Origin of the sequence: Citrobacter sp. RHBSTW-00986 (assembly GCF_013783065.1) — a bacterium.
Lineage (GTDB): Bacteria > Pseudomonadota > Gammaproteobacteria > Enterobacterales > Enterobacteriaceae > Citrobacter > Citrobacter braakii.
Window position 1 is genome coordinate 19,949 of record NZ_CP056201.1, and the last position, 13,585, is coordinate 33,533.

Sequence of the window (13,585 nt, forward strand, 5' to 3'; positions counted from 1 at the left end):
TGACGATTTATCGTCCCACTGTGGCACAAGAGATGGGAGGCGACCATTCCATTAACAAAGCCGCATTGAGGCTGTAGCCCAAGGCGATGTTTGCGATGGAGGCACCGGGTTCAGAACACTCCTGAATGACCTGAGCCTTGAAAGATTTGCTGTAGGTACGGCGCTGAGGGCGCATGGAAAATTCGCTTGATGGGCCATGGCCTTCGGCGGCGGTGTCGGGAAGGTGTGTTGGCCGGACGGATACTGTTGAACTACGTTGTCTGGGGCAACGGAAGTGTTTCGGCCCGACTCTGGAACGCGATCCGAAGCGACGACTGGACAATTCCGCACGTTGGCCTGAGCAGCCTCGGGGAAATCGTCGTCTGGGCGCGCCCAGACGAGTTTCCGCCAAGGAACATGCAGACGAGCAAGGGGCTGCGGGCACTCGGCTACAACGTGAGGATCGGTGTTTGATCGAGGCGCCTGTGGCACACGCAGGCTGACGAGCCAGGCGCTGTCCATTGCCTGAGCAGTTGACCTGCATCAATGGGGCGGGAGAACGCTGTACATTGACTCTTGACTCTTGAAGGCTGTCATGGTAAGCGTGATATCTTACAAAGTATTACAAGGATTTCCTTGGCCGGAACCGCAAAGCGACGCGATTGGAGAGGGTGAGATGAAAGCGCACCTACAGGGATGAAAGCGCACCTACAGGTGATTTTCACGCTCGATGAATTGGCTGCGTATTTGAAAGTCGGCAAGCGGACGCTTTATCGGCTCGCCGCGCACGGGGAAATTCCGGCTTTCAAGGTGGGCGGGACGTGGCGGTTTCCTCAAAGTGAAATCGATCAGTGGATCAATGATCAGACCCGAGCCGGAGCAAAGAAGGAGGTGATGCGCAAGCGTGAACAGCAGAAGTCATCCGAGCAGCCCGTGTCGCCTGGGCGCACTGCCCGTCACAGCAGGCAAAGGGCTTGAGTAACTCGTTTTCCAATTTTTCTGGAGGTATGACATGGACATCGATTTCAAGAAGTTGGCTCCCTGGAACTGGTTCAAGAACGAGCAGCAAGAGCAGCAGACCGTCTCTTCCCTGCCGGTGCAGCGCAATGACCTGCCAGCGGCGAGCGGGCCAGTCAGCCCGATCCTGCAACTGCATCGGGAAATCGACCGGCTGTTCGATGACGCATTCCGGGGCTTCGGTTTTCCGGCGTTGAACATGCCGCAGTGGCCATCCGATTGGTCGGGCATGCTGAAGCCGGCCCTGGACATCCAGGAAACCGACAAGCAGTACAAGATTACCCTGGAAGTGCCCGGTGTCGAGGAGAAGGACATCCAGATAACTCTCGACAACGACGTGCTGATGGTGCGTGGCGAGAAGCGCCAGGAACAGGAGAAGAAGGAAGGTGGCTTCCACCGTGTGGAGCGCTCCTACGGCAGCTTTCAGCGTGCCTTGAACCTGCCTGACGACGCCAACCAGGATTCGATCAAGGCATCGTTCAAGAACGGGGTGCTCACGGTCACGATCGACAAGCGCGAGGTCAGCGCGCCGAAGCAGGGACGCTCGATCCCGATCAACGGCTGACGTCGCCGGCTCGTTCGTCACAAGAAAAACCCGGCACGAGACGAGGAGTCGCGGCTCGCGATGCCTCGTCGCCTCAACCTTGTCAACCTTCTCAGGAGCATCAGCATGGCCAGAAAACAATGCCAGGTCTGCGGCCAACCCGCCACCGTGCGGGTGGAAGCCAATCTCAACGGTCGTAACAGCACCATGCTGTTGTGCGACGACCATTACCGGCAATTAGTGCGCCAGCAAAAGCGCACCGTTTCGCCGCTGGAAGCCTTGTTCGGCTCGCGCAGCGGCCTGTTCGAGGACTTCCTCGGCAGTGACTTCTTCCGCATCGGCGAAGACGCGACGCCAGTTGCCGCCGATACCGATGACGTGGTCGATGCCTCGTTTGGCGAGCCCGCCACCGCAGGTTCGGGTGCGCCGCGCCGTCGCGGCAGTGGGTTGGCCAGCCGCATCAGCGAACAGTCGGAAGCCTTGCTGCAGGAGGCCGCCAAACACGCTGCCGAATTTGGCCGCTCCGAGGTGGATACCGAACATCTGCTGCTGGCGCTGGCCGACAGCGACGTGGTCAAGACCATCCTGGGTCAGTTCAAGATCAAGGTCGATGACCTCAAGCGGCAGATCGAGTCTGAGGCCAAGCGCGGGGACAAGCCCTTCGAGGGCGAGATCGGCGTGTCGCCGCGCGTGAAGGATGCGCTCAGCCGCGCCTTCGTGGCCTCCAATGAACTCGGCCATTCTTATGTCGGTCCAGAGCATTTCCTGATCGGTCTGGCCGAGGAAGGCGAAGGGCTGGCCGCCAACCTGCTGCGCCGCTACGGCCTGACGCCGCAGGCGCTGCGCCAACAGGTCAGCAAGGTGGTCGGCAAGGGCGCCGAGGATGGCCGCGCTGAGACGCCGACCAACACGCCAGAACTCGACAAGTACTCGCGCGACCTGACCAAGATGGCGCGCGACGGCAAGCTCGACCCGGTGATCGGCCGCGCGCAGGAGATCGAAACCACCATCGAGGTGCTGGCCCGGCGCAAGAAGAACAACCCGGTGCTGATCGGCGAGCCGGGTGTGGGCAAGACCGCCATCGTCGAAGGGCTGGCGCAGCGCATGGTGGCGGGTGAAGTGCCCGAGACCTTGCGCGACAAGCGCCTGGTGGAACTCAACATCAACGCCATGGTGGCCGGCGCCAAATATCGCGGCGAGTTCGAGGAGCGCGTGCAGAAGGTGCTGAAGGAGGTGACCGAGCACCAGGGCGAGATGATTTTGTTCATCGACGAGGTGCACACCATCGTCGGTGCCGGCCAGGGCGGTGGCGAAGGCGGGCTGGACGTGGCCAACGTGTTCAAACCGATGATGGCGCGCGGTGAACTCAACCTGATCGGCGCCACGACGCTGAACGAGTACCAGAAATACATCGAGAAGGATGCCGCACTGGAGCGGCGCTTCCAGCCGGTGACGGTGCCCGAGCCGACGGTGGCCCAGGCCATCATGATTCTGCGCGGCCTGCGCGACACCTTCGAGGCGCACCACAAGGTCAGCATCTCCGAGGACGCGATCATCGCGGCGGCCGAGTTGTCCGACCGCTATATCACGGCGCGCTTCCTGCCGGACAAGGCGATCGACCTGCTCGACCAGGCGGCCGCGCGCGTGAAGCTGTCGGCCACGGCCCGGCCGGTGGCCGTGCAGGAGCTGGAGTCCGAACTGCACCAGCTACGGCGTGAACAGGATTACGTGGCCGCGCGCAAGCAGTACGACCAGGCCGCCGAGCTCGGCAAGCGCATCGAAGCCAAGGAGGCCGAGCTCAAGAAGCTCGTCGAGGACTGGGAGCGGGAGCGGGCCTCCGGCAGTGCCGAGGTCAAGGCGGAACACGTGGCGCAGGTTGTCTCGCGCCTGACCGGCATCCCGGTCAACGAGTTGACGGTGGAAGAGCGCGAAAAGCTGCTGCACTTGGAACAACGGCTGCACGAGCGCCTGGTGGGACAAGACGAGGCGGTCCGTGCCGTGGCCGATGCCGTGCGGCTGTCCCGCGCCGGCCTGCGCGAAGGCAGTAAACCGGTGGCTACCTTCCTGTTTCTGGGCCCGACCGGGGTGGGCAAGACCGAGCTCGCCAAGGCATTGGCCGAATCGATCTACGGCGATGAGCACGCCCTGTTGCGCATCGACATGTCGGAATATGGCGAACGCCATACCGTGGCGCGGCTGGTGGGCGCGCCTCCGGGCTATGTCGGTTACGACGAAGGCGGTCAGCTCACCGAGAAGGTGCGGCGCAAGCCCTACAGCGTGCTGCTGCTCGACGAGATCGAGAAGGCACACCCTGACGTCTACAACATCCTGCTGCAAGTGTTCGACGACGGTCGCCTCACCGACGGCAAGGGCCGGGTGGTGGATTTCACCAACACCATCATCATCGCCACGTCCAACCTGGGTTCGGACATCATCCAGCGACGGCTGAAGGCGCGTGAGGCGGCTGGCGAGGAGTACGAAAAGACCAAGGCCGAGGTCATGGACGTGCTGCGCGGCCACTTCCGGCCCGAGTTCCTCAACCGCATCGACGAGATCATCGTCTTCCATGCGCTGGGCAAGGAGGAGATCCGCCACATCGTCGGCCTGCAACTCGATCGCGTGGCGCGCAGCGCCGCCAGCCAGGGCGTGACGCTCACTTTCGATCAGACGCTGATCGACCATTTCGCGGAAGAAGGCTACAAGCCCGAGTTCGGTGCGCGTGAACTCAAGCGCCTGATCCGCAGCGAGCTGGAAACTGCGCTGGCGCGCGAGATGCTCGGTGGCGGCATCGGCAAGGGCGATCACGCCAGCGCACGCTGGGACGACAAGGCCGAACGCGTGGTGTTCGAACGCAAAGAGCCACCGCAGACCCCGGCCGAGCCGGAGCAGCCGGATGTCGCGAAGGCGACCGAGACGCCGCACGGCGACGCTGGCAAAGACTCGAGCAAGAAGAAGTCGGCGAGCGACGCATCTTGATGGCGGGCGAGGCTGCCGTGTCCGACTCCATCAGCCTGGCATGGGCAGCCTCCCTGGCATCGATCGCGGTGGCGGTCGTGGCCGCGGGTCACGCGGTCGTCTACAAGCGTGATCCGCGGTCGGCCACGCCGTGGGGGCTGCTCATCAGCGGCGGCACTGCCCTCCCGCTCGCTGGCCATCCGTTTGCGTGACGGTACGGCCCGTCTGTTCACCTGATCCTCTGGCAACTCGACTTTCGAGGAACACGGTCCATGGAAAAAAAGAATCAATGGAATACCGGCTACTGGATCGTTGCCCTCCTGCTGTTGCTGAGTTTGCAGAGCTACTGGCAGACGGCGAAAACCGTCGAGCCGGTGCCCTACAGCGAGTTCGAGAAGGCGCTGGACGAGGGGCGCGTGGCCGAAGTGCTGGTGTCGGATCGTACGGTGACCGGGCGCCTGAAGTCTCCGGACAGCCGGGGCAAGACGACGATCGTGGCAACGAGGGTCGAACCCGATCTTGCCGATCGCCTGTCGAAGTACGACGTACCCTATGCCCGCGTGTTGGAGAGCACCTGGCTGAGCGATGTGCTGTCGTGGATCCTGCCAGCGGTATCCTTCTTTGGCGTCTGGTTCTTCCTGTTCCGCCGCTTCGCCGAGAAGCAGGGCATGGGCGGGTTTCTCAACATCGGTAAGAGCCGCGCCAAGGTGTTCGTGGAAAAGAACACCGGTGTGACGTTCGCCGATGTGGCGGGGGGGGGATGAGGCCAAGGCGGAGCTGGTCGCGATCGTCGATTTCCTGAAGAATCCGCAGGACTATGGCCGTCTCGGGGCGCGCATTCCCAAGGGCGTGTTGCTGGTCGGCCCACCGGGCACCGGCAAGACATTGCTGGCCAAGGCTGTTGCCGGGTGGCCGAATCGACCCAGGCGCGCATCGATCAGGCTATCCGCGACATCGTGATGGGCGTGTTCGAGCGCGCCTACCGGATTCTCGACATCAACCGCGCGGTGCTGGAGCGCTGTGCGCGCGAGCTGCTGGCGCGGGAAACGCTCGACGAAAGCGATATCCGTCAATTGACTCAAGGACTTGTTCGGAACTGAAAACAGTAGTAGCTGCCATTCAGAGTAAACCGACGGCTCTGTTCAGTGCGTCATCCAATTCGTCGGCATTGTTCAAGGAGAACCGATATGTCTGCATTGACTCCGTGGGACCCCTTCCGGGAACTGGATGAATTGCAAAACCGCCTGGCGACGATGTTCGGACGAATACCCCAGCGACAGGGCGCCCGTACCGGCAACGAAGCCATGACCACGGCGGACTGGGCACCAATGGCGGACATCAGCGAGGATGAGAACGCATTCCTCCTCAAGCTGGATCTGCCGGAGGTCCCCAAGGATGCCGTGCGCGTCAGCGCGGAAAACGGTGTGCTCACCATCAGCGGCGAGCGCAAACTGGAAAAAGAGGAGCAGGGCAAGAAGTTCCACCGCATCGAACGTGCGTATGGCCGCTTTGTGCGCAGCTTTGTCTTGCCTGACAACGTTGATCCGACCAAGGTGACGGCTTCTATGAAAGACGGCGTGCTGGAAGTGCGGCTTGTCAAGGCCGAGCAAGCCAAACCGAAACAGATTGAAATCTCAGTCAACTAACTTCAACCAAGAGCCCAAGATCATGAATATCAAACAGCCACAATACACCTTCTCCGCACTTGCCCTGGCGGTCGTCGTCGGACTGAGCGGACCGGCTCTGGCCCAATCGGCGGCAGGTTCTAGCCCAGTGCTGCAGCACCCTCTGCCGCATCCAAGGCGGCACAGCCACAGGTAGATGACAAGGCCGCCCGGGAAGCCGATAAAAAGCGTGCCGAGCTCACTCAAGACGCCATCACGGCGCTCACCAAGACCCGAGAGGCTTTGACCCTCCTTGATGCAAAGAATACCAAGGAGGCGCTTGCTGCGCTGGAACTGGCCAGCGGAAAGCTGGAACTGGTATTGGCACGCGACGCCAAACTTGCTTTAGCGCCGGTCGATGTACGCGTCATCACCCACGATATCCACGCCAACGTGGAATCGGTAAAGAAAGCGGTCAAGTTGTCTCGGGAGTTGTTGGGTGATGGCGAGGTGCAAAAGGCCCGGCCCATCGTTGCCAATCTGGCCAGCGAAATCGTAATCCAAACCGACAACCTTCCGATGGCAACGTACCCGGCAGCGATCAAGTCGGCCGCACGGCTCATCGACAGCGGCGAGATCGACAACGCCAAAGCGGAACTCGTCCGAGCACTGAACACGCTGGTGGTGACCTCGGTCGCCTTTCCTCTGCCCGTGCTACGGGCCGAAGCCGCGATGGCAAAAGCTGAAAAGCTGGCCGAGACCGACAGGCGCGATGCCAAGCAGAACGAGGAGCTCAGCACCTTGCTGTCGTCCGTGCGCACGGAGATCGAGATGGCGCAGATCCCGGGTTATGGCAAGAAGGCGGACTTCAAACCCATCTTCGATCAGGTGAAGTCCATTGAGCAAAAGTCGGCTGGTGGCAAAAGCGGCAAGGGATGGTTCGACGAGTTGAAGACGCGCATCCAAAAGCTGTTTTGAGGTGATGAAGGGGCTGACTGCTCTGCCGGTCAGTCTCGCGATGTTCGCATTCAGCCCCAATAGATTCGCCTATTTTCACTATCTCATACGAGGCATATCACCATGAATGAGCAAACACCGAATCCCAATGCGACGAACGAAGGAATAAACGAACAGGCCGCGGTAAGCAGCCTTCCTGTCAGTCCAGAGTCCAAGCCTGAAGTCGTCACGGAGGTACAGCCTGAGGTTCAGAAAGAAACGGACTCACAGGCGGCAGACAAACGTAAACAAGTCCTCGATGAGGCAGTCTCGGCCTTGTCGCTGACCAAATCAGCGCTGGCCGCACTTGACGGCAAGGACACTGCACGCGCATTGGCAACGCTGGCCGAAGTGACGGGAAAGCTGGAGCTGATCGTCGCGCGCGAACCCACGCTCGCCCTGGCCGGCGTTGATGTGCGCACCATCGTGCACGACTTGTTCGCCAACACGGAAACCATTGAGGCGATGACCGACGAGGCGCTGGATGCCCTCAAACATGGCGAGGTGCAACAGGCTCGCCACGTGCTGGCTTTGCTGGCCAGTGAAATCGTGATCACGGTCACCAACATCCCTTTGGCGTCCTATCCCGCAGCCGTGAAGGCAGTCGTGCCGCTGATCGATCAGGGCAAGATCGAAGAAGCCAAAGCCGCGCTGCAGTCAGCGCTCAGCACGCTGGTCGAGGAGCGCAGCGTGCTTCCGCTGCCCGTCCTGCGTGCGAAGCTGCTCCTGAAGCGCGCCGAGCCCCCGGTAGAAGATGGTCAGCGCAGCGAAGCATCCAATGAGCGCCTGGAGACATTGTTGAACGAAGCCCGGCAGCAGTTGGAAATGGCAGAACTGCTGGGCTATGGAAAAAGGAAGGACTTTGAGCCCCTGTACGCTGAACTCAAGAAAATCAAGGAAAAGACGGGAGGGGGAGGCTGCGGAAAAGGCTGGCTCGATGAAGTCAAGGCAAAACTGTCCAGGTTGTTCTGAAACCGCTGGAGAGGGGGCGCATAGCGCCCCCTCTCTTGTCCCATGAGTGTTTGATTTTTTATTTTGTATAGATCTTTAGGAGATATTGCATGAACACAGACACCATCGCCAATTCCAATGCGGATGACCCCACCAAAGCACTGTGTTCGCTGAGCCAAAATTGGTGGCTTTTTGTGCTGCGCGGTGTCTTGGCATTGATTTTTGCAGCCCTCGCGTTCTGGATGCCACAATCGGCTCTGTTGGCCATGACCATCATGTTCGGCGCATTTTCCTTGGTCAATGGCGCGTTCAACTTGTTTGCAGCGGTGCGCCATATCCAGAAAAAAGAGCGCTGGGGCTGGCTGCTGTTCAGCGGCATTGTCGGCATACTTACGGGCGTCGTCGTCCTTTGCTCCTTGGGTCGCCACGATAGTCTTGGCTTCTTTTTTATGGGCTAGCGTGGGCTTCTGGGCGATTTTCACCGGTGTGCTGGAGATATCCGCCGCCGTTCGGCTGCGTCGGGAAATCAAGGGTGAAATCTGGCTTGCCCTCAGTGGACTGCTCTCGATTATCCTTGGTGCTATCGTCTTGTGGATATTTTTTACCCGTCCGGTCGAGTCATTCGTGGCCGCAGGCTGGCTGTTGGGTTTCCATGCGGCAGTCTATGGCGTCACGCTTTTGTTCTTGAGTTGGAGTCTTCGCAAAACGCGCCTGGGGTAAGAGCGTGCCAAACCAAAATCTATGGATATGAGCATCCTCGATTCATGCCTCCATAGAAATGACATCGAAGGAGTCATACATGCAGATACAATATAGCTATCGAGCTATCGACAAAGAGTTTCATGAACCTTGGCAGAGAGCTTTGGGAAATGTGATCGAGCACGCCCTCAAGCCATTGCTCGACAAACACACTAAAGATTCAGCGCGACTTCAAATCGTCCTTGATCGCGACAAGATCAAGCGGCAATTTCTGGCCAGTGGCTATATGCACCTGCCCGGCAAAAAGATTGTCAGCGTTACTGCATCACATAACGAGCTGACGCCCCTCGCGCAGATGCTCGCACAGTCGTTGTTCCGTCAGGCCAAGAAGCATTTTGACCGACTGCATGCTCAGGATCAAATCAAGCGCAAAGCACGACGCGAGCGCTTGCGCGAGCTCAAGGTGCGGATTGCCGCAAAACCCGCATCAGCCGCCCATGAGGCCGAGGTGACCCAAATGCCTCTACTGTCGAAACTTGAGGCTGTCGCAAGGCGTGAGCTGGCTTATCTGCGGGCCGTCGGCGATTTACCGTGCGATTATCCGACGCTGCGCGACGTGGTGGATGAAGCGATTGTCCGAGCTAAGGTGGAATGGCAATCCGTGCCGGGGGAAAAAGAGGCTTACACCGGTCTTTTGAAGCATCTGTTCGCCGTCCTGGATAACGAAGTGGCAAGCAGCCGGCAATTTGGCGAATCCGTTTCTCTGGACGCGCCGGTCGAACCGGATGCCCAAGACGTGGCCGAGGCCATGGTGGAAGAGGAAATCTTCGAATTTTATCAGCACGATGACACACTCAAGCTGGCCGATATTTTCGCTGGCAGTCAGCATCCCGATGTCGCAACGATCGCGGAACAGGAGGAGCTGATTGATCGGTCGAGCGAGTTCGCTTTTGCATTTGACCTGCTGAAGGACATGCCGCGTTTGTGGCGGCGCATTTTTCTGCTTATCCGTGTGGACGGGCTGAATGCCAGCAGCGTCTCTGAAATCCTGCTGATTCCTAGTAAGGAAGATGCTGTCCGAAGGTGGCTCATGCAGGCCGAAGCATTCATCGCTGCTCATCTGGAAGAGGCCGGAGTAAGCAAAAACGGGAACGATTGGCTCCAAGGCGTTGATTGGTCGGCATTGTCTGTGACCCGAAACGAGGCAGCCTCACTGTGGTCCAAGGAGGCGAACCATGAAGAATGATCTTCACCTTGTCTGCCCGCATTGCCAGTCCATCAACCGCGTACCGACTGCGAAGCTATCGGAACATCCCAACTGTGGCCGCTGCCAGCAGCCCTTGTTCACGGGCGAGCCCATCGAGTTGACTACGGCGACGTTCTCGCGCCACGTGGAGCGCAGCGATCTGCCGCTGCTGGTCGATTTCTGGGCGCCATGGTGCGGGCCGTGCAAGATGATGGCGCCACAGTTTCAGCAAGCGGCGCACCAGCTCGAACCGAGGATCCGGCTGGCGAAGGTGAATACCGAGGCTGAGCCCCACCTGGCCACGCAGTTCGGTATCCGCAGCATCCCGACGCTCGCCCTGTTCCAGGGTGGGCGGGAGATCGCCCGTCAGGCCGGCGTGATGGGCGCGCAGGACATCGTGCGCTGGACGTCGACGCAAGTGGGACGCTGACCGATGCAGGGCTTGCTCGGCACTACACTAATCCTGCTGGCGGCTTGCAGCCTGGCGGCGATGGCGACGGCGGCGTTCAGAGTGCCCGCCTTGCTGGGGTATCTCTCTGTCGGCGTTGTACTGGGCCCCTCAGTCATCGGCGTGATCGCGCCGGGGAGACGCTGAGCTTTCTGTCCGAGCTGGGCGTGGCGCTGCTGTTGTTCATGGTCGGACTGGAATTCTCCCTCGGAGACTTCTGGCTCGCCCGCAGGACGGTGCTGATGGCGGGCGCTCTGCAGATGATCGCCGTGGCCCCGCCGCTGATCCTGCTATTGATGTGGCTGGGGCAGCCCGGCCAGAGCGCCGCGCTGCTCGGCACTGCGGCGGCCATGTCGTCCACGGCGCTGGTCAGCCGACAACTGGCCGACCAAGGCGAGCTCACCACCCGCCACGGACGCAGTGCCATCGCCGTGCTGGTCTTTCAGGACCTGGCCAGCGTGCCCCTGCTGGCCTTGCTGGCGATCTGGGCGCGCGGCGAGTCGCCGAAGATCGAGCATGTGCTGCTCGAAGTATTCGGTGTGCTGCTGCTGTTCGCGGCAGCGGCCCTCGCCTCGCGCCGTCTGTTGCATGGCCTGCTGGGCTGGGTGGCGCGGCGGGGCCACGAGGAATCGTTCGTGCTCGTCTCCTTGTGCGTGGTGGTGGCTGCCGCCGCCGCTGCGCACGCGGTCGGCGTATCCGCCGCCCTGGGGGCCTTCCTCGCCGGGATGGTGCTGGGCGAGAGCGACTTCCGGCACCACATGGAAAGCCACCTCAGGCCGTTTCGCGATGTGTTGTCGGGCGTGTTCTTCGTGACCATCGGCCTGCAACTGGACGCAGCACAGATTCTTTCGGCACCGCTGGCGGTGCTGGCGTGGCTGGTGGTGCTGGTACCGGTCAAGATCCTGCTCAATACGCTGGCCTTGCGGGCGACGCGCCTGTCCGCCCTCGATGCCTGGCGCACGGGCATAGCGTTGGGGCACGGCGGCGAGTTCGCCCTGCTGTTGTTGGGCACGGTCTTGCAGCAGCATCTGATCCCCGCGACCGTCGTCCAACCCATGCTGGTCGCGCTGGTGCTCAGCATGGCCCTGGCACCGCTACTGATCCGCCATCACGATGTACTTGCCCGGTTCTTGAGCCGCACCGGCGGCGTCATTCAGCCACCCCAGGCTGAAGAAGTCGAGATCGCCGCGCAGACGACGCGATATCGAGACCATGTCATCGTTTGCGGCGCGGGCGAGCTTGGCCTGACAGTCAGCGAGATTCTTCGCCACGCCGGCGTGGCGCATCTGCTGCTGGAGGCGGACGCGCAGAAGGTCGAGGCCGCGCGTGCCGCCGGCGCGCCGGTGTTCCATGGCGATGCCAGTCGGCCCGATACCTTGCTGGCTGCCGGCTTGACGCATGCGCACTTGGTGGTGCTAACGTTCGCCCATGCCCAGCAAGCGTTGCGCATCGCCCAGGCGATTGCCGAGCGCCGTCCGGCGCTAACCTTGTGGGTGTCATGCAGAAGTACGACCGCGGCCGATGCATTTCGCGCCATGCCTAACGTGCGCGTGTATCAGCAATCCTTTGCCGCAGCTATTGGGCTGGCGGAACAGGTGATGTCGACGCTTGGCATGTCGACCGAGCTGATTGAAGGACACATCAGCGCAATGCGCCGCCGTCTCGACAGCAGCCGTTTTCCAGGGAATTCATCGTCATGAAATCAAAACGCCTTAACCCATTTCAGGTCTTGCGTGACCAATTGGCCATCATGAGTTTTTACGAGCGCTTCGAGCAGGTCGTCGCGCTCGTGCTGTCGGCGGTGATCGCCGTCATCATCATGGTGTCGCTGTTCCAGCTCATCTCCATCGTCTTCACGCTGCTGGTTCTCGATGCCTTCAATCCCCTGGACCACAAGGTATTCCAGAGCGTGTTCGGCATGATCATGACGCTCTTGATCGCGATGGAGTTCAAGCATTCCATCGTGCGCGTGGCGCTGCGTCGGGACAGCATCATCCAGGTTAAGACGGTGGTCCTGATCGCGGTGATCGCACTCTCCCGCAAGTTCGTGATCCTCGACTCCGACGCGAGCCCCGCAAAGATAGCCGCGCTGGCAGGCGCCACGCTGGCTCTGGGTGCGACCTACTGGCTGCTGCGCAAGCGCGGCGACCGCGCCGCCGAGACCTCTGAGCATGACCCGTCATCATCCGAGTGATCCGCGCACTGTGCTCTTGCAACACCGCTGGCTCAACCGCCTGCAGACCGGGCTGTTGGTCCTGACCCTGGTCGGGATCGCAGCCGCAGCAGGGAGACTGCCATTTGGGGAAGGCTGCCTGTGGCTCGCGCTGTTTGCCGTTGCAGGTGCGTTGCTGCTGGACCCGGTAGCCGCGTCGGCGCTGAGCTCGCGCCTGTACCGCGTACGGACCTTGCACCCGCAACAAGCCCACGAGATGTGGGCCCTGTTGCGCGAGCTGCCCGCCCGTGCCGGTTTGCCCGCCACGCCGGTGCCGCACTATATGCCCAGTGCCGTCGTCAACGCCTTCGCCACCGGATCGAAGCAGGAGGCATCGTTCGCCCTCACCGATGGCCTGCTGCGCAGCCTGAGCCCACGCGAGCTGGCGGGTGTGTTCGCGCACGAGGTCGCGCACATCGCTAATGAGGATCTGCGTGTCATGGGGCTGGCAGATTCCGTCAGTCGCCTCACGTGCCTACTGGCCCTTATGGGACAGATCGCGATCCTGCTCAGCCTGCCCGCGCTGCTGGTTGGCGCGGCGGAGGTCTATTGGCCTGGTCTATTGTTATTGGCCGCATCGCCCCAACTGGCCCTGCTCGCACAGCTCGGCTTGTCTCGCGTGCGTGAGTTCGACGCTGACCGCCTTGCGGCGGAACTGACTGGCGACCCGCAGGGGCTGGCGTCCGCGCTGGCGAAAATCGAGCGGGTCAGCCGCTCCTGGCGTGCCTGGCTATGGCCGGGATGGGGCAATCCCGAGCCCTCCTGCTTGCGCACGCGTCCGGCAACGCAAGAGCGCATCGCACGCCTGCTGACGTTGGCGCCTGGGCCAGCATCAGCGTTGCCACTCCGCGCGCCCCATTTTTTGCCGGAATCCGCTTTGGCGACGCGCCCACCGCGCTGGCGCCCGAGCGGGCTGTGGCGCTGATTGCCCATC

The 13,585-nt window shown here is 61.4% G+C and carries 13 protein-coding genes and 4 pseudogenes; 16 read left to right on the forward strand and 1 reads right to left on the reverse strand.

Annotated features, from left to right (window positions below; translation table 11 throughout):
* Positions 1-7 precede the first annotated feature (7 nt).
* Positions 8-175, reverse strand: a complete 168-nt coding sequence (locus HV345_RS26750; protein WP_074187713.1) for a transposase — start codon at positions 173-175, stop codon at positions 8-10.
* A 14-nt stretch (positions 176-189) separates the two neighbouring features.
* On the opposite strand from HV345_RS26750, the gene HV345_RS23905 reads away from it, so the two are divergent.
* From HV345_RS23905 to HV345_RS23980, 16 genes and pseudogenes are all read left to right on the forward strand, one after another.
* Entirely contained in the window at positions 190-453 is a 264-nt protein-coding gene (locus HV345_RS23905) for a hypothetical protein (RefSeq protein WP_032667972.1), read from the forward strand.
* Between the two features lie 222 nt (positions 454-675).
* Positions 676-957: a helix-turn-helix domain-containing protein gene (locus tag HV345_RS23910; RefSeq protein WP_013307885.1), complete on the forward strand. Its 282-nt coding sequence runs from the start codon at positions 676-678 to the stop codon at positions 955-957.
* 34 nt (positions 958-991) lie between these two features.
* Positions 992-1,561: a small heat shock protein sHSP20 gene (gene hsp20 / locus HV345_RS23915; protein WP_004118809.1), complete on the forward strand. Its 570-nt coding sequence runs from the start codon at positions 992-994 to the stop codon at positions 1,559-1,561.
* A gap of 105 nt (positions 1,562-1,666) precedes the next feature.
* Positions 1,667-4,516, forward strand: coding sequence for a heat shock survival AAA family ATPase ClpK (gene clpK / locus HV345_RS23920; protein ID WP_023304020.1), 2,850 nt, complete (start codon positions 1,667-1,669; stop codon positions 4,514-4,516).
* On the forward strand, positions 4,516-4,707 hold the full coding sequence (locus HV345_RS23925) for a hypothetical protein (RefSeq protein WP_017146640.1): 192 nt from the start codon (positions 4,516-4,518) through the stop codon (positions 4,705-4,707). The genes clpK and HV345_RS23925 overlap by 1 nt, the downstream gene beginning before the upstream one ends.
* Before the next feature lie 60 nt (positions 4,708-4,767).
* A pseudogene (locus HV345_RS23930) lies at positions 4,768-5,404 on the forward strand (ATP-dependent metallopeptidase FtsH/Yme1/Tma family protein); the annotation flags it as partial.
* Positions 5,404-5,595 carry a hypothetical protein gene (locus tag HV345_RS23935; RefSeq protein WP_004118789.1) on the forward strand — a complete coding sequence of 64 codons (192 nt, stop codon included), beginning with the start codon at positions 5,404-5,406 and terminating at the stop codon, positions 5,593-5,595. The pseudogene HV345_RS23930 and the gene HV345_RS23935, both read left to right, overlap by 1 nt.
* An 87-nt stretch (positions 5,596-5,682) precedes the next feature.
* Entirely contained in the window at positions 5,683-6,141 is a 459-nt protein-coding gene (gene hsp20-GI, locus HV345_RS23940) for a small heat shock protein sHSP20-GI (RefSeq protein ID WP_001275372.1), read from the forward strand.
* 22 nt (positions 6,142-6,163) lie between these two features.
* Positions 6,164-7,077 (forward strand): annotated as a pseudogene (gene yfdX1 / locus HV345_RS23945) (heat resistance protein YfdX1).
* 102 nt (positions 7,078-7,179) lie between these two features.
* The gene (gene yfdX2, locus HV345_RS23950; protein WP_181636721.1) at positions 7,180-8,067 is read left to right on the forward strand and encodes a heat resistance protein YfdX2; all 888 of its coding nucleotides are present in this window, start codon (positions 7,180-7,182) and stop codon (positions 8,065-8,067) included.
* Between the two features lie 89 nt (positions 8,068-8,156).
* A pseudogene (gene hdeD-GI / locus HV345_RS23955) lies at positions 8,157-8,766 on the forward strand (heat resistance membrane protein HdeD-GI).
* Between the two features lie 79 nt (positions 8,767-8,845).
* On the forward strand, positions 8,846-9,991 hold the full coding sequence (locus HV345_RS23960; protein ID WP_023304019.1) for a hypothetical protein: 1,146 nt from the start codon (positions 8,846-8,848) through the stop codon (positions 9,989-9,991).
* On the forward strand, positions 9,981-10,421 hold the full coding sequence (gene trx-GI / locus HV345_RS23965; protein ID WP_000786816.1) for a heat resistance system thioredoxin Trx-GI: 441 nt from the start codon (positions 9,981-9,983) through the stop codon (positions 10,419-10,421). Before HV345_RS23960 ends, trx-GI begins: the two co-directional genes overlap by 11 nt.
* 3 nt (positions 10,422-10,424) lie before the next feature.
* Positions 10,425-12,139, forward strand: a pseudogene (gene kefB-GI / locus HV345_RS23970) (heat resistance system K+/H+ antiporter KefB-GI).
* Entirely contained in the window at positions 12,136-12,633 is a 498-nt protein-coding gene (gene psiE-GI, locus HV345_RS23975; RefSeq protein ID WP_001514138.1) for a heat resistance protein PsiE-GI, read from the forward strand. The pseudogene kefB-GI and the gene psiE-GI overlap by 4 nt, the downstream one beginning before the upstream one ends.
* Complete coding sequence (locus HV345_RS23980; protein ID WP_181636722.1) at positions 12,611-13,576, forward strand: zinc metalloprotease HtpX; 966 nt, start codon at positions 12,611-12,613, stop codon at positions 13,574-13,576. Before psiE-GI ends, HV345_RS23980 begins: the two co-directional genes overlap by 23 nt.
* Positions 13,577-13,585: the final 9 nt, after the last annotated feature.